Source organism: Corynebacterium variabile (assembly GCF_006539825.1).
GTDB lineage: Bacteria > Actinomycetota > Actinomycetes > Mycobacteriales > Mycobacteriaceae > Corynebacterium > Corynebacterium variabile.
In genome coordinates this window covers 1-16018 of sequence record NZ_BJNT01000013.1, presented here as the reverse complement: position 1 = coordinate 16018, position 16018 = coordinate 1, and the positions used below count along the sequence as shown (strand labels likewise).

17 protein-coding genes are annotated in these 16018 nt (G+C 67.9%); 5 read left to right on the top strand and 12 right to left on the bottom strand.

Going from position 1 to position 16018, the window contains the following annotated elements:
* Window positions 1–198: 198 nt before the first annotated feature.
* The 3 genes from CVA01_RS08420 to CVA01_RS08410 are packed head-to-tail and all read right to left on the bottom strand — an operon-like array spanning window position 199 to window position 4216.
* A complete protein-coding gene (locus CVA01_RS08420; RefSeq protein ID WP_141330030.1) occupies window positions 199–1392 on the bottom strand; it encodes an acyl-CoA dehydrogenase family protein in 1194 nt (397 codons plus the stop codon).
* Window positions 1389–2822 carry an LLM class flavin-dependent oxidoreductase gene (locus CVA01_RS08415; protein ID WP_244938223.1) on the bottom strand — a complete coding sequence of 478 codons (1434 nt, stop codon included), beginning with the start codon at window positions 2820–2822 and terminating at the stop codon, window positions 1389–1391. Before CVA01_RS08415 ends, CVA01_RS08420 begins: the two co-directional genes overlap by 4 nt.
* Complete coding sequence (locus CVA01_RS08410; RefSeq protein ID WP_141330027.1) at window positions 2819–4216, bottom strand: styrene monooxygenase/indole monooxygenase family protein; 1398 nt, start codon at window positions 4214–4216, stop codon at window positions 2819–2821. Before CVA01_RS08410 ends, CVA01_RS08415 begins: the two co-directional genes overlap by 4 nt.
* A 211-nt stretch (window positions 4217–4427) precedes the next feature.
* On the opposite strand from CVA01_RS08410, the gene CVA01_RS08405 reads away from it, so the two are divergent.
* Together CVA01_RS08405 and CVA01_RS08400 are read left to right on the top strand one after the other, a co-directional pair.
* Entirely contained in the window at window positions 4428–5498 is a 1071-nt protein-coding gene (locus CVA01_RS08405) for an esterase-like activity of phytase family protein (protein WP_170209736.1), read from the top strand.
* Window positions 5499–5502: 4 nt separating this feature from the next.
* A complete protein-coding gene (locus CVA01_RS08400) occupies window positions 5503–6747 on the top strand; it encodes an MFS transporter (protein WP_141330023.1) in 1245 nt (414 codons plus the stop codon).
* Window positions 6748–6852: 105 nt separating this feature from the next.
* On the opposite strand, the gene CVA01_RS08395 is transcribed toward CVA01_RS08400, so the two are convergent.
* The 9 genes from CVA01_RS08395 to CVA01_RS08355 form a co-directional block, all read right to left on the bottom strand.
* On the bottom strand, window positions 6853–7755 hold the full coding sequence (locus CVA01_RS08395) for a siderophore-interacting protein (protein WP_141330021.1): 903 nt from the start codon (window positions 7753–7755) through the stop codon (window positions 6853–6855).
* Between the two features lie 3 nt (window positions 7756–7758).
* Window positions 7759–8589, bottom strand: coding sequence for an ABC transporter ATP-binding protein (locus CVA01_RS08390; RefSeq protein WP_141330019.1), 831 nt, complete (start codon window positions 8587–8589; stop codon window positions 7759–7761).
* Complete coding sequence (locus tag CVA01_RS08385; RefSeq protein ID WP_052302620.1) at window positions 8586–9698, bottom strand: FecCD family ABC transporter permease; 1113 nt, start codon at window positions 9696–9698, stop codon at window positions 8586–8588. Before CVA01_RS08385 ends, CVA01_RS08390 begins: the two co-directional genes overlap by 4 nt.
* Before the next feature lie 44 nt (window positions 9699–9742).
* Window positions 9743–10861, bottom strand: coding sequence for a FecCD family ABC transporter permease (locus CVA01_RS08380; protein WP_373862668.1), 1119 nt, complete (start codon window positions 10859–10861; stop codon window positions 9743–9745).
* A 158-nt stretch (window positions 10862–11019) separates the two neighbouring features.
* Window positions 11020–11301 carry a hypothetical protein gene (locus CVA01_RS08375; RefSeq protein WP_141330017.1) on the bottom strand — a complete coding sequence of 94 codons (282 nt, stop codon included), beginning with the start codon at window positions 11299–11301 and terminating at the stop codon, window positions 11020–11022.
* 144 nt (window positions 11302–11445) lie between these two features.
* On the bottom strand, window positions 11446–11823 hold the full coding sequence (locus tag CVA01_RS14920; protein ID WP_170209735.1) for a hypothetical protein: 378 nt from the start codon (window positions 11821–11823) through the stop codon (window positions 11446–11448).
* Window positions 11824–12037: 214 nt separating this feature from the next.
* A complete protein-coding gene (locus CVA01_RS08365; RefSeq protein ID WP_244938222.1) occupies window positions 12038–12448 on the bottom strand; it encodes a hypothetical protein in 411 nt (136 codons plus the stop codon).
* Between the two features lie 244 nt (window positions 12449–12692).
* Window positions 12693–13022 (bottom strand): hypothetical protein, encoded by a 330-nt coding sequence (locus CVA01_RS08360; protein ID WP_141330015.1) that lies wholly within the window; start codon window positions 13020–13022, stop codon window positions 12693–12695.
* Window positions 13023–13297: 275 nt separating this feature from the next.
* The gene (locus CVA01_RS08355; RefSeq protein ID WP_014010871.1) at window positions 13298–13636 is read right to left on the bottom strand and encodes a hypothetical protein; all 339 of its coding nucleotides are present in this window, start codon (window positions 13634–13636) and stop codon (window positions 13298–13300) included.
* A 528-nt stretch (window positions 13637–14164) separates the two neighbouring features.
* Here CVA01_RS08355 and rplN point away from each other — a divergent pair.
* From rplN to rplE, 3 genes are read left to right on the top strand one after another with little or no spacing between them, the layout of a single operon-like run.
* A complete protein-coding gene (gene rplN, locus CVA01_RS08350) occupies window positions 14165–14539 on the top strand; it encodes a 50S ribosomal protein L14 (RefSeq protein WP_014010870.1) in 375 nt (124 codons plus the stop codon).
* A gap of 3 nt (window positions 14540–14542) precedes the next feature.
* Window positions 14543–14857, top strand: a complete 315-nt coding sequence (gene rplX, locus CVA01_RS08345; protein ID WP_014010869.1) for a 50S ribosomal protein L24 — start codon at window positions 14543–14545, stop codon at window positions 14855–14857.
* Entirely contained in the window at window positions 14857–15426 is a 570-nt protein-coding gene (rplE, locus tag CVA01_RS08340; RefSeq protein WP_014010868.1) for a 50S ribosomal protein L5, read from the top strand. The genes rplX and rplE overlap by 1 nt, the downstream gene beginning before the upstream one ends.
* Window positions 15427–16018 lie beyond the last annotated feature (592 nt).

Genomic DNA, 16018 nt, shown 5'->3' with positions numbered 1-16018 from the left:
ATGATTCAGTGGCGCCGAAGTCGGGATCTGTGAGTGCCGCAGACATGCTGCACTGCTTCGGTGGGACAGGAGAGGTCACTGGAGCGGTTGAGCCGTGAGGGACCCGTGCGACGCCGAGACGGAAAGGCCGGGTGGGGCGTGTAGGACGGAAGGGTTGAAGGGGCTAATGGGGCGCATGGGGCCTGCGGGATGCCAGCCTCAGTCGGCGGGGCGCACGCCGGCGGACCAGGCGAAGGCCAGGCCCTCGCCGGTCAGGTGGTAGCGACCGACCGCCTGCTGCTTGTAGATCACCGGATTGTGCACGCCCAGCGTCCGGGCGTTGCGCCAGTGCCGGTCGAGGTCCAGCTTCTCGGACGCCACCGACGCCCCACCGGTCTCGAAGGCCTCGGACACGGCGTCCAGCACCAGCGGGACCAGCACGACCTGGGCCTCGGAGGACGCCAGCTCCGCGGCGTCGATCAGCGCGATGTCGCCGGGGGAGTCGAAGGACGCTGCCACCGCGTCCGCCACCGCCAGAGCCGAGGCCCGGGCGACCGAGACCGCCGAGTACACCCGCCCGAGCACCGCCTGCACCAGCGGATCCTCCCGGGGCAGGTCGGCAGGCGCATGGCTGAACGTCCGGTCCCGGTTCCCCACCCTGTCGCGGGCGTCGTCGGCGGCACGTCGGGCGATGCCGGCGAGGGCGGAGAGGTGGAACAACTGCAGGTAGGCGGTGTCGATGACATGGCCTGCGTCCCCGTAGCCGCCCTCGGTCACGGCCTCGGCGTCCACCGTCACCCCGGTGAACACGGTCGTCCCGGACCCGGTGAGGCGCTGGCCGAAGCCGTCCCAGTCGTCGAACTGGTGGACGCCGGGCGCGTCGGCGTCCACGAGGACCGTCACCCGACGGCCGTCGAGATCCGCGGCGACGCTGATGACATCGGCGTAGAGCGTTCCGGTGGAGTAGTACTTCGTACCGTTGAGCTGGTAGTTCCCGTCATCGGTGGGCGTCAGGTGGGTCTGGTAGCGGTCGACGGCGCCGATGCCCTTCTCCGAGATCGCGTTGCCGTAGATGATCCCCTCCCCGGCACGGCGCAACCCTTCGGCGTCCCCGCCGGCGAGGAAGCCCTCGACCGTGAAGAAGTGGACGCGCAGGGCCTGGGTGAGGTTCGGGTCCGCTGCGGCGAGGTCGGTGAGCTGGGCGAAGGTCTGGCGGACGGTCGCCCCGAGGCCGCCGTGTTCGACGGGGACGCGCAGGGCGGTGAAGCCGGCGTCCCGCAGCAGTCGGATCTGCTCACGGGGCAGTTCGCGGTTGCGGTCACGGTCGACCGCGCCGTGGGCGATGCTGTCGAGGACGGGGCGGAACCGGGCGGTGAGGTCGGCGTCGGTCGGGGTGGGGGAGAAGGTGGTCATGAGGTGGCTCCTGTCAGGGGCTGGGACGCGGCGGACACGGTGGACGCAGGGCGGTACCGGGCGGCGGAATGGTTGTGGGGGACAAGTGGTCCGGCACCGGTGCGGTCGGCGAAGAGCTTCTCGCGCAGCGTGCCGGGGGCGTAGGTGGTCGGGTATTCGCCGCGGGCCTGGAGCACCGGGACGACATGGTCGATGACGTCGCGGAAGGTCCCCGGCGTCACCGCGTAGGCGAGGTTGAAGCCGTCGACGCCGGTGGCCTCCACCCAGTTCTCCAGCTGGTCGGCGACGGATTCGCCGGAGCCGACGACGACCGGCCCGAGCCCTCCGATGCCGCCGAACTCGGCGAGTTCGCGCACGGTCCACTCGCGTCCCTCCTCGCCCGCCGACCGCTGGAAGGCGGCGACGGCGGACTGGATCGCATTGGACTCGATGCCGACGACCGGGTCGTCGAGGTCGAAGGAGGAGAAGTCGACACCCATCCACCCGGACATCAGTGTCAGCGCACCCTCGTGGTCGATGTAGCTGCGGTACTCCGCGGCCTTGGCGCGGGCGGCGTCCTCCGTGGCGTCGGTGATGACGGTGAGCAGGGCGTAGACGACCAGGTCCTCGCGCGACCGCCCGGCGTCCGCCAGCTTTGCGGTGAGCGTGCGGACGGTGGACGCCAGCGCCTCCTTCGTCGGTGCGGCGACGAACACCGCCTCGGCATGGTCGGCGGCGAAGGTGCTGCCGCGGGAGGACGCCCCGGCCTGGAAGATCACCGGTGTCCGCTGCGGTGACGGTTCGGAGACGTGGATGCCGGGCACCGTGTAGTGCGTCCCCGCGTGGTTGATCGGACGGACCTTCGCCGGGTCCGTGTAGACGCCGGAGACGGGGTCGGCGAGGACGGCGTCCTGATCCCAGGAGCCTTCCCAGAGTTTGTAGAGCACCTCGAGGTATTCGTCGGCGTGGTCGTAGCGGGCGTCGTGCTCGAAGGTGTCGAGCTGGCCACGGGACTGCGTGTTCTCCGCCGCCGAGGGCAGGTAGCCGGTGACGACGTTCCAGCCGAGGCGTCCGTCGGTGAGGTGGTCGAGCGTGCTGATCCGGCGGGCGAAGGGGAAGGGGTGCTCGAAGGCGGTGCCGGTGGTCAGTCCGAAGCCGAGGTTGTCCGTCACTGCCGCCATGGCGCTGACCAGGGGTAACGGGTCATTGACGGGGACCTGGGCGGCGGCGCGCAGGGCGGCGTCCGGGGAGGCGCCGTAGAGGTCGTAGAGGCCGAGGACGTCGGCGAGAAAGAGCCCGTCGAAGTAGCCGGTCTCCAGCAGCTGTGCCAGGTCGGTCCAGTAGCGCAGGTCCGTGTAGTCACGCGAGTGGTCCTCGGGGTGCCGCCACAACCCCGGCGACTGGTGGACCACGCAGTTCATGTCGAAGGCGTTGAAGCGGATCCGGGTCATGCGGTGACCTTCTGACTGAAGGACGCCACCAGCCCGGCGACGTCTTCCGCGGTGCGCAGCGTGAGGGCGGGGGCCGGTTCGGAGAAGAGGGAGAACAGTGCGGTGGCGTAGGCGGGATCGGCGCCCGCGCTGCCGAAGAAGGCGCCGGCGACCTCGGCGTACAACGGGTCGCCGAGGAACAGTGAGGTCACGGCGACGCCGGCCGCACCGTGGTTGTCCCAGTGAGCCTCGAAAAGGTCGGTGAGGAGGTCGGCGTCCCACGGTTGTCCGGAGGTCTCGGCGGCGGTCAGTCCCTCGACGAGGGCGGCGACCTGGAAGTCGCCGAGCTGCGCGCCCTGCCCTGCGATCGGGTCGACGGCGATGGCGGTGTCCCCGAGGGCGGCGACGAGACTGCCGCCGTCGGTGTAGCCGACCGGACGCCGCACCCGCGGGGTCACGGCACCGGCGAGCCAGGAGTGCGGGTCGGCCTCGATCGGACGCAGCTGGTCGAGGTCGTCGGCGACATCGGGGAGGACGCGGCGGTGCAGGTCCTGGAGGATGCGCAGCGAGGACTCTGCGTCGGTGGCCTCGGAGAAGGCCTGTTCGGTGGCGGTGCCGGGCCTGGCCCAGGCGAGGATGACCCAGGCGTCGAGGCCGTCCTTGTGGAGGTAGGGGCCGACGAAGACCTCGCCTTCCTCATGCAGTGAGAGCAGGGCGTTGTTGACGCCGGGGACCTCGGCGCGTCCGCTGAACAGGTGGTCGGAGGGCAGGCCGGTGGCGGTGACGGTGAGGACGCGGCGCTGCGGGCCGGGGTAGGGGGTGCGCTCGTGGTCGGTGGTGAAGGCGTCGGCCAGGCCGCCCTTGCCGGTGGCGACGAGGGTGAGGTCGTGGTCGGCGGCGATGCGGTCGAGGTCGGGTGGGGTGACGCGGGTGACGTGGAAGGCGGAGCCCGTGGCGTCCCCGGCAGTGTCTCCGGTGAGGTCGAGGAAGGCGGCGAGGCGGTCGTCGGCGCGCAGCCGGGCGTCCACCGACTGGGCCTCGTAGGTGTAGCGGGCGGGAAAGCTGTCGACACCGGACGGGTTGTCCGGGTTGGCCAGGCCCGCGGCGCTGGCGGCGAAGTGCGCTGCGGGATTGTCGGCGTAGAGGTCGTCGATGATCTGCGCATCGGCGGTACGGGACGCGCCGAAGAGGATCGCGGTGCCGGTGGCGGGGACCTCGTCGCGCAGGGCGTCGCGGGTGCGATCGGAGTACAGGTCGACGCGGTAGCCGGCGCGGGCCAGGGCGAGTGCCGCTCCGGTGCCGGCGAGACCTGCACCGATGATCGCGATGCTGCGGGGTGCGTCGGTCGGCGTGTGCTGGGATTGACGGGTGTCGTTCTGGTTGTCCGGGGTGTGTGGTGTGCTCGGTGTGCTCATGGCCATGAGTAGACCACTCGGTCTGTGTGGGGCGCCATGGATCGGCGCGTCCTGAATGGAACGGCGCGGATCTACAGGGCTTCATGTCTGCGGCACTCACAAACATGGCCATCGGTGCCGGTGAATCAGGATTCTGTGAGTGCCGCAGACATGCTGCCGCCGTAGTCTGGGGTGGGTGAGGTCGGCGAGGCAGAGGTGGCAGATGCGGCGGATGCGGCGGACGGGGTGCGGGCTCGCCGTGTCGGCGGGGCTCGCACTGTCTCTGCTGGTGGTGCCGGGCGTGGGTGGGGCGATGCAGGTGGTCGGGCTGCGCGGCGACACGCCATTTCAGGAGACATCGCAGGACGCCACTCAGGACGCCACCACCGGCCCGACACCTCAGGCCGAGTACCTCGGGACGGTGGACATCACGGCGTCGGACGCCACCCGCAGCGGCATCTACGCACATGTCCCGGTGGGTGGGATCTCGGGCATCGACTGCACCGCCGACGGCACCGACCCCCGCTGCATCGCGATCAGCGACGACCCGGGGCAGCGCGGCCCGGTCCGCGCCTACGACCTCGACCCGGAGACCGGCGAGGTGGGGGAGCCGATCGTGCTCACCGATGATCGCGGCGTCCCGTACCGGCCGGGTGCCGTCGACCCGGAGAGCATCCGGTTCACCAGCGCAAACACCGACACGAGCGAGGACGCCGGCCTCGTCTGGACGGCCGAAGGGACACCCGGCGTCACCGTCGCTGACCGGCACGGACGGGCCACAGCAACACTCCCGGTCGCAGCGGGTATCCGGCGAAACCAGGGACTTGAAGGGCTCGCCGTCACCGACACCGGCACAGGCACAGCAGACGAACAGCGCATCATCACCGCCACCGAAGCCGCACCAGCCGGCCACGGCCACCCGGTCATCACGGTCTACGAGGGGGATCAGGACGTGGCGTCCTACAACTGGCCCGGTAACGGCATCTCCGAGATCCTCGCCGATCCCACCGACGGCAACCGGCTCCTCGTCCTCGAACGCGGCTACACCCCGGGCGCAGGCAACTCCGTGATGATCTGGCGCACCACGCTCCCCGGTACGGGAGGCGCCGGAACCGGCGTCCTGATAAGGGAACGGGTCGCAGACCTCGGTGCGCTGATCGGTCACAGCGATGTCGGCAATACCGAGGCGATGGCGTGGGCGCCGGGCCGGCAGCCCGGAGCCACCGGCGAACTCCTCATCGCCACGGACGACAATTTCAGCGACGGCCAGCGGGGCGTCCTCCACCGGGTCCGGGTACGGTGAGCGGGTGCGCAAGAACCTCTCTCTCCTTCTTCTCCTCCTCGCCGTCACGGTCACGGCGCTCAATCTGCGCACCGGCATCGCGTCGCTCGGCCCGGTCCTCGATGACGTGCTCGACGCGTTCGGGGCGTCCGGCTCGCTTGCCGGCGCGATCACCGCGATGCCCGGCGTCTTCTTCGGCATCATGGGTCTCGCCGCCGTCCCGCTGGCCACGCGCATCGGCCTGAGTCGCGCCCTGTTCGGCGGGATGCTGCTGACGCTCCTCGGCCTCGCGGTCCGCCCGTGGGTCGGTGATGTCGCGGTCTTTCTGGTGCTCACGGCATGTGTCGTCGGCGGCATCGCGCTCGGCAACGTGCTGCTGCCGGCGTGGATCAAGAGCCACGGTGGACGCCACGCCGTCGTCCTCATGACGCTCTACTCCGCCGGGCTCGGCGCGTCCGGCGCGCTCGGTCCGCTCTCGGCGATGTGGTTCTCCGGGGAGGGCGCCTGGAAATGGGCACTGTTCATCTGGGTCTTCCTCGCCGTGGCCCAGGTCCTGGTCTGGGCATTCGTGGTGCCGCGGACCGGGCTCGACATCCCTGGTGCAGGGCCGGCGTCCGCCACGACGGAGGACGCTGAGACCGCCCGTCGACTGCGCGAGACCTCCCTCTGGCGGTCGCCGACCGCGCGGTTCCTCATGCTGTTCTTCGGGCTGCAGGCGATGAACGCCTACATCCAGATGGGCTGGCTGCCGAAGATCTACACGGACAACGGCGTCAGTTCTTCGACCGCGTCCATCGGGCTGAGCGTGATCGGTGCGCTGAACATCGTCGGTGGACTGCTCATGCCGGGCATCATCGCGCGGGTGACTGACCTGCGTCCTTTCCCTGCGGTCTTCGCCGCGCTGACGGGGCTGGGTTATGTGGGGCTGTGGCAGGCGCCGTCGACGGTGCCGCTGCTGTGGGCGGTGCTGCTGGGCATCGGCGGCTGCTGCTTCCCGACGGCCATTGCCCTGATCCCGGCACGGTCGAGGACGCCGCTGGTGACCGCACGACTATCCGGCTTCGTCCAGCCGCTGGGCTACTTCATCGCCGGGCTCGGGCCGTTCGTGCTGGGTGTGGTGCATGAGCAGGTCGGGTCGTGGGACGGGATCCTCATCGTCCTGGTGTGTACCGCGGTACTCATGGGTGTGCTCGGTGTGCTGGCGGGCAAGCGTACCGTCATCGACGACGAGTTGATGGCCACCCACTGGCGGGAGCTTGAGGGGCACTGATCATCGGGGGTGTGCGCTGGATTGACCGTCCAGGGGTGGAATCAGACGGCGAGACCGACCCAGGGCGGTCAACCGGGCGCAAGGAGAGAAAGAGAGGCAGCCGACCTACGGCCGTGGCCGGCCCTCGATCCAGTAGGCCACCCAGTCGGCGAAATCCCGGTCGACATCCCACTCATCGACGGCCATCTTGCGGACGGCCTTCGTCAACCCCGCCTCGCCGGACGCCCACAGGTACTCCGGGGACGCAGCGGGATGCCCGGCCTCGCGGTCACGGCGCAGCGCATCACAGATCGCCTCGGCCTCAAGCCCGGGCGCGACATAGAGGATGGTCAGCGACCCGACCCGTTCGGTCCACTCCTCGGCCAGGCCCGGTTCCAGCTCGTCGGGGGAGTGGGCGATCACCCGGACGTGGTACTTCACCAGGTCATCGGGGTGGTGGTCCTCGGTGAACTCCAGCACCGCCCTCAAAGCAGGCACCGCCGAGGCGTCCGCCACGAACAGGGGACGCTCCGCGTGCCGGATCCAGATCGCGTTGCACAGCCACATCGCGGCCTCATCACCGACGGACGCCGCAGCCACCCACTGAGCACCGGGCCCGGGGCGGTCGTCGTGCATCACCACGTCGAGGTCGATCTCGCCGACCTTCTCACCAGAGACGGCGTCCGTCCCTGCGTCCTGCCGGAAGTGCCGCACCGTGTACCAGCGCAGCCCCGGCCGCTCCTCCTCATCCAACGCGGCGACGGCGGCGCGGATGTTCAACCCGTCCGCCTCCAGATCGGGCACCGACTGACCCGGCGCCGGCATGAGCAGCCCGAAATACTCGTCCGGGCCGGTGAGCTCCAGGGACGCGAGGCCGGGGCCACGCAGCGTCAGCCGTCGCAGGTTCGGCGCGACCGCGGAGACCGCGGAGACGGTCACGCGCACCAGTCGGTCGGACCCGGAGATGTCCCGGTTCGGGTGGGTGATCAGGTCAGTGGATGTGACGGCGGACGCGGGGAGAGTGGTCATGGGTTAGTTCTGCACCTTCTTGCCTTTGATGTCGTAGGGGTCGTTCGGCACGATGAGCGGACCGCCGACCACCGGGTCCTCGATGACGGTGGCGTCCAGTTCGAAGACATCCTTGAGCAGCTCCGAGGTGATGATCTCCTCGGGCTTCCCCGTCGCGATGAGGTCGCCGTCGCGCATGACGACGAGGTTGTCGGTGTACCGGATCGCCAGGTTGAGGTCGTGGAGCACCATGACCACCGTGCGGTCGAGGTCGCGGCGCAGCCGGTTGACCAGGTCAAGCACCTCGATGGAGTGCGCGAGGTCGAGGTAGGTCGTCGGCTCATCGAGGAAGAGTACGTCGGTGTGCTGGGCGAGCACCATGGAGATCCACACGCGCTGGCGCTGACCACCGGACAGGGAGTCCACGGAACGGTCGGCCAGCTCGGCGACGTCAGTCATCTCCAGGGCGGCGTTGACCTCCTCCTCGTCCGAGGAGGACCACTGACGGATCCACGACTGGTGGGGGTGGCGTCCCCGTGAGACCAGGTCGGAGACGATCAGCCCGGGCGGGGAGATGGGCGACTGCGGCAGGACGCCGATGGTCTTGGCGATGTCCCTGCGCTTCATGCTTCCGATGTCGGTGTCGCCGAGGTGGACCTCGCCGCCCTGGGAGGGGATGAGGCGTCCGATGGCGCGCAGCAGGGTGGACTTGCCGCAGCCGTTGGGGCCGATGATGGTGGTGACCTGCCCGCCGGGGATGTTCAGTGACAGGTCGGAGATGACAGGCCGGTCCGGGGTGTAACCGACGCGCAGGTTGGCTACCGAGATGGAGTGGTCATGGACGGTGGTTGTCATGAGGTGGTCACCTTCCGGTTGGTCTTGACGAGCAGGTAGATGAGGAACAGTCCACCCACGGCGGAGGTGAGCAGGCCGACGGGCAGTTCGACGGGCAGCCAGGACTGGGTGATGATGTCGGCGGCGAGCAGCAGTGTGGCACCGAACAGTCCGGACGCGATGATCGGTGGGGTGTCGCGTCCGCAGATCAGGCGGGCGATCTGCGGGGAGACGAAGGCGACGAAGCCGATGGGCCCGGCCGCGGCGACGGCCATCGCGGCGAGGATGACGGACAGGACCAGCAGCAGCGCCTGGACGATCGTGACGTTCTGGCCGAGCCCCTTGGCCACGTCGGGGCCGAGGACGTTGGCGAAGAGCTGGAAGGAGATCCAGACGAACAGCGGGGTCAGCAGCACCACGACCAGCAGCACGGGCCGTACGCGTGACCAGTCGGCGGAGTTCAGCGAGCCGGCGAGCCACATCTGGGCGGACGCGGCGTCGTCGATGTTCGCCCGTGTCATGAGGAAGTTGATGAAGGCGGCGAGCAGTGCGGAGATGACGATACCGGCCAGCACCAGGCGGAACGGGTCCACGCCACGGCGGTAGGCGAGCAGCCAGATCACGGCACCGGTGAGGAATGCGCCGATGAGGGACGCCACGGGGATGCCGACGTCGGAGAGCCAACCGACGATGCCGGTGGATCCGCCGCCGAGGACGATGACGGTCACCGCGGCGGCGGACGCACCGGTGGTGATGCCGAGGATGTCGGGGCTGGCCAGCGGGTTCCGGGTCACGGACTGGGTCAGCGCACCGGAGATGCCGAGGGCGGAACCGACGAGGATGGCGGTCAGCGTCCTGGGCATCCGCCAGTCGAAGATGACGAGGTGTTCGATGCGGGAGCCGCCGTTGGTCAGGAGGATCTCGGCGACGCGGACCGGGCTGATCGGGTAGTCGCCGAGGCCGAGGGAGACGGCGGCGAGGACGAACAGGACCACGACCATGGCGATGGTGGCGAAGAAGTGGCGGGGACGCCACACCGTGGAGACGGGACCGACACGGAACGCCGGCCGACCGGCGACCTTGGTGCCCGAGACGTAGCGGTAGACACCGCGTCGACGCTGGCGCTCGATACGCAGGTCGCACTGGGAGGATACCTGGGAGTTCTCTGGGGCACTCACAGTTCCACCACCTTGCGTCGGGTCAGCATCCAGATGAAGATCGGGGCGCCGACGAAAGCGAGGACGATGCCGACCTCGAGTTCGCCGGGGCGGGTGATGACGCGGCCGAGGATGTCGGCGTAGATCAGCAGGACCGCGCCGCCGAGGGCGGAGTAGGGGAGGATCCACCGGTAGTCGGGGCCGGTGAGGGTACGCACGAGGTGCGGGATCACCAGTCCGAGGAAGCTGATCGGGCCGGCGGCAGCGGTGGACGAGGCGGCGAGCAGGGCGATGATGACCATCCCGAGGACGCGGGCGCGACCGGTGTTCACACCCAGGGCGGTGGCGACATCGTCACCGAGGTTGAGCAGGTTGAGCGTCGGGCCGGTCATGAAGGCGAGCAGCAGGCCGACAAGGACCACGGGCAGCGCGGTCCAGAAGATCGACATGTCGCGTCCGGCGATGGAACCGACGGTCCAGAAGCGCATCCGGTCGAGGTTGTTCGAGTCGGTGAGCACGAAAGCGGAGATGATCGCCTGGAGCACGGCGTTCATCGCCGCGCCGCCGAGAATGAGCGTCATCGGGTTCACGTTGCCGCCGGAGACGGACGCCAGGGCGAAGACGACGGCGGTGGCGATACATGCACCACCGAAGGCCCAGAGCGAGGTGGCCCAGGTGCCGGACACGTTGAACAGGGCAAAGGAGATGACCACGGCGAGCGCGGCACCGGAGGCGATGCCGAGGATGCCGGGGTCGGCCAGCGGGTTACGGGTATGACCCTGGATCAGAGCGCCGGCGACGCCGAGTCCGGCTCCGACGATGATGCCGATGAGGGTACGTGGCCAGCGGTACTCGACGATGACCTGGAGGTCGGTGTTGTCGATGTTGTCGCTGCCGAGGGCCCCGGGCACCTGCTTGAGCAGGCCCCAGAGGTCGCCCAGGGGGATGTTGCGCGAGCCGAAGGCCAGGCTGAGGGCGAACCCGATGACCAGCAGGACGGTGAGGCCGAGGAGCCCGATCAGTCGTCTGCGTCGCAGGGCCGCGGTGGCTGACGGGGCACCGTGGCGTCCGGCTTTCGTGCCGGGCATGCCGGGTAGGGTGCCGTGGGCGGCCCCGGTGGTTGTACCGGTGGTCATGGGCGCGTCGGGACCTTTCGTCGGCTGCAGGACAGGTTAACCTTACGTACGTGGTGTTTCGGGTGCAACGACGGGGCGGATACAACGAAACCCCGGCCGGGTGGCCGGGGTCGCCCGTATCCGTGGACCTCGTGGAGCGGATGCGGTCAGTTGGTCTGTCAGTTTCCGGTGGCGCCCAGGAAGTCCTGGGTGTCGGAGATGACGCCCTCGACATTGCCGCCGGTCGCGATGAGGGTGTTGACGGCCTTGAGGATGGTGGTGATGCTCTTGGCTGCGCCGGCGACGGACTCGAGGCTGCCGGCGGCGTCCCCGGAGGGGAGGTTCGTGATGGAGCCGGTGGTGGTGGGGGTGTCTCCGGCAGGCTCGTCGGCGGCGGCGATGCCTGCACCGCCGATCGCGACGACAGCGGTGGTGCTCAGTGCGAGGAGAGACTTCTTCATGTTCATGGGGTACCTCTGTTGCGGTTCGTGAGGGTCAGGGGTTGTCCACCGGGTCCAACGGAAAAGCCCCGGTCTGAGCCGGGGCGTTCTTCCGTGGACCTCAACGGTGGGGTGGGGTGCGTCGACGAGGACGCGGCTGCTGCCTTAGTTCGGCAGGGTGATGCCCTGCTGGGCGAGGAAGCCGACGGTGTTGTCGATGACACCCTGGTAGGCGTCGGAGGCGTCGATCACGGCGTTGTAGGCACCGGCGATGGCGGCGACGGAGGCTGCGCCAGCGGCGAGGCTGGCGAGGGCTGTGATGGTCTTGCCGTAGTCGAGCTGGTCGCCGGTCCAGGAACCGAGGACGTCGGCACCGGTGATGGAGCCGAAGACGTCGCGCTCCTTGGAGAGCTCAGCGGAGCCGGCGGTGGGGGCGGAGGAATCGGGGGTCTCGGCGGTCTCCTGTGCGGAGGCGACGCCGGTGCCGGCGATGGCGACGGCCGTAGCGGTGCCGACAGTGAAGAGGGTCTTCTTGATGGTCATGGGAGAACTCCTGGGAGAGGTGTGGATGTGAGGTCCGCGCTCCACGGTAACCGACTGTGAGAACGCTGTCTACAGATACGACCTATTCACTCTCCCTGAGTGGAGGAGTCACCCCCGGATCGGCATGTGCCGGACTCCGACAGGTACGGCGAAAGCCCCGACCATGCAGGTCGGGGCGTTCGCCGGGCTGTTCCTGAGTGGGACTCAGGAGTTCCTAGAACTTGATGCCCTGGGAGGCCAGGAAGGCCAGGGTGTCGTCGACGACGCCCTGGTAGGCGTCGGCGATGCCCTTGATGGAAGCGGCGCCACCGGCGATGGAGAGCAGGGCACCGAGGGTCTTCTCGTAGTTGATCTGGCCGTCAGCGTCGTAGGAGCCGAGGTTGTCGGCGCCGGCGATGGAGCCGAAGACATCGCGGTGGGCGGACAGCTCGGCGGAGCTGGCGGTGGCGGGCGTTGGAGTATCTTCGCCAGCAGCAGCGACACCGGTACCGGCGACAGTGACGGCGGCAACGGTGCCGACGGTGATGAGGGACTTCTTGATGGACGTGTGTTCTCCTTGAAGCGTCTGAGGTGAGGAAACAGGGAAAACAATAATGAACAGGCTCTTACTTAAGACAATCAGCACATCTTCAGTGCAGGAACCCGGGCGTGGATCGCCGACTGACATGTTCGGGTGGTCGCCTGCTCACTTCTGAAGCGGCAGGTGAACGTGCAGTTCACGGGGTATTCACCGGCAGGTGAGCCACGTTGAGGTATGAGTATCGTGAAAACATCAGTGGGGGAACGCTCAGGGGGAAACAAGGCGCAGAGAAAGCCCCGACCGGGTGGGGTCGGGGCTGAGCGCTGCGGACGCTGCGGAGCGGGGCGTTCTACTGGGGGATGTACTGGGAGGCCCAGGACTGGAAGTCCTTGATGGCGCCGTCGAGGCTCGGGAGAAGCATGATGGATCCGGTGACCGCGGCGCCGGCGGTGACGATGGCGCCGAGAGCGCCGAAGGCGAGGCCGAGCTGTGCGTCGCCATTGTCGTCGACGGAGCCGAAGGCGTTGCCCAGCTGCTCGCCGAGGTCGAAGTTGTCGAGGGATCCCGTGGCGGAAAGCTGGGTGTCGGGAACCCCAGTGTCGGCAGAGGCGACGCCGGCTCCGGCGATGGCGACGGCCGAGGCGGTGGCGACGGCGAGCAGGCTCTTCTTGATGGTCATGTCTGTGATCCTTCTGGTCACTGGGCCGGGCGGCGTGTGCCGTTGCTCCCGGTGGCGGGGGATCCGCCGGACGAGAAGGAATCTAGCGGTGTTTCCCGGGTGTGTCGCGCCGAGAATCGACTCACCACTGTGGGCGCAGAAAGACGGCGTAACCTGGGGTTCATGTATCGCAGTAGCTCGTCATGCAAACGTCCGCTACGGGACATCTTCCGGTAACAGAGACGCGAAAACCCCCGCGATGTATCGCGGGGGTTTCGTGGTGTCCGGGAGGACGATTAGCCGACGTACTGGCCGGCCCAGGCCTGGAAGTCCTTGATGGCACCGTCGAGCGTCGGGAGGAGCACGATGGAGCCGGCGACAGCGCCACCAGCAGAGACGATGGCGCCGAGGGCGCCGATGGCTGCGCCGAGCTGCCAGGTGGGCGCCTTACCCTCTTCGGTCACGACGGAGCCGAAGACGTCGCCGACCTGGGCGCTCAGGTCAACATTGTCGAGGGAGCCGTCGGCGGAAAGCTCAGTCTTGGGGAGGTCCTCCTGGGCGCTGGCAACACCGGCACCGGCGACGGCAACGGCGGAAGCGGTGGCAACTGCGAGCAGGCTCTTCTTGATGGTCATGTGACATGTCCTTTACGTCAAAAGGGAAGGGCACGTCGCGAAACCCAGGGAAGGGCACGTTAACGCGACGTTTCCCAGAATGTTACAGACAGATCACGTCAGGAAACTACAGTGATGTGAGTCACAAGGGGTGAAAACGGGGGTAGTCGGCAATTACTTACGATCCCTGCGGTAACAGCGCGTCAAGGGCCTAAAGATCCTGCGTGTGCCGGGTGTTGAGGGAAAGTGAAGGTTGTTGCGGCAGATGTGGCATAGGCCTCAGGTCCACTGGGTCGGAATGGGGTCCTTTTGCTGCCCTGTGTGTCCTCCCGGTCGATATTTGGTCCCCGCCACCGCCGGTGGCATACTTGGGCGGTTGCCTGTGGTCCCACGGGCGCGGCCCGTTGTGTCCGACCCTTCCGCTGCAGGAAGAGACGGAGACCTCCGGGACGCGACAAAGCCCACCGGACCGCACACAGGCACAGACCGGTGCGTGCGGGACGGAAATCCACACGCACACAGAACTACTAGGTCTACAAGGAGACTCCAGTGATCCAGCAGGAATCACGTCTGCGGGTCGCCGACAACACCGGTGCCCGGGAAATCCTGGTCATCCGCGTGCTCGGCGGATCCACCCGACGTTCCGGCGGCATCGGTGACATCGTCGTCGGCACCGTCAAGGAAGCCACCCCCGGTGGCGCAGTGAAGGCCGGCGACATCGTCAAGGCCGTCGTCGTCCGCACCAAGAAGGAGACCCGTCGTCCGGACGGCTCCTACATCAAGTTCGACGAGAACGCCGCCGTCCTCATCAAGGGCGCCGACAACACCGACCCGCGCGGTACCCGTATCTTCGGGCCGGTTGCCCGCGAGCTGCGCGACAAGCGCTTCATGCGCATCGTTTCTCTCGCCCCGGAGGTGCTCTAACTCATGAAGATCCGTAAGGGCGACAACGTCCTCGTCATCTCCGGCCCCGACAAGGGTGCCAAGGGTCGCGTCATCGAGGCCTACCCGGCCCGCGACAAGGTCCTCGTCGAGGGTGTCAACCGCATCAAGAAGCACGTCGTCAACTCCGCTCCGGAGCGTGGCGCCGAGTCCGAGGGCATCGTCACCCAGGAAGCCCCCATCCACGTCTCCAACGTGATGGTCCTGGACGCCGACGGTAACCCGACCCGCGTCGGCTACCGTTTCGACGAGAACGGCAAGAAGATCCGCGTCTCGCGCCGTAACGGGAAGGACATCTAATGAGCGAGAACTACACTCCCCGCCTCAAGGCCCGCTACAAGTCCGAGATCCGCGACACGCTCAACACCGAGTTCTCCTTCGAGAACGTCATGCTCATCCCGGGCGTGACCAAGGTTGTCGTGAACATGGGTGTCGGCGAGGCTGCCCGCGACTCCAAGCTGATCAACGGTGCCATCAAGGACCTGACCCTCATCACCGGTCAGAAGCCGCAGATCCGCGTCGCCAAGAAGGCCATCTCGAACTTCAAGCTCCGCGAGGGTATGCCCATCGGCGCCCGCGTCACCCTGCGTGGCGACCGCATGTGGGAGTTCCTGGACCGTCTGCTGACCGTGGCCCTGCCGCGAATCCGCGACTTCCGTGGTCTCTCCGACCAGCAGTTCGACGGCCACGGTAACTACACCTTCGGTCTCTCCGAGCAGTCCATGTTCTACGAGATCGACGTCGACTCCATCGACCGTCCCCGCGGTATGAACATCACCGTGGTGACCACCGCCTCGAACGACGACGAGGGTCGCGCTCTCCTGCGCGAGCTCGGCTTCCCGTTCAAGGCCGGCCAGAACGCCGAGTAATTCGGCCTCTGTCTTCGGGGTTCCGGCCCCGGTGAGCTGACCGCCCGCTCCTGTGCTTCGTGCACGGGGCGGGTGGTTTTCTGTTGTGTGGGTAGGGTTCTTGAGGGGGCCGGGATGTGGGCGGTTCCGGGGTGGATCTGGTCCCAAGATTGCAGCATGTCTGCGTCAGGCACGAATCCGGGTTTCTGTGCCACGAAAGTCATGATTTGTGCCTGCCGCAGACATGAAGCCCCTCCTGCGTACTGGTAGCTGCGGCAGCAGGGCAGCGACCGGGGTGAGCGGCTCTGAAGAGGGCGGGTTCCGGTGTCCGGTCGGGTTGCTAGTGTCCGGAAGTGGTGCACGTGGTGCGGCCCGTCGGTCGCCCTCCTCGCTGCTGCGTGGGCCCTTGCAACGCGGAACCGCCCGGGTCTGCTGGTCAAGGGGCTTGTGCTGTTCGGGCGCGAGGTTCACGTCTGGTGGCGTGGACCCTGCCAGATGAGGGTTACGTCCTCTAGCGTGGTGTATCTGTAACTGCCGGTGACCACCCCGTCCACGACGACGGCGACCACCGCAGGTACCTTTCGACTCAACTCCTACATCTCCTCGAAAGGGC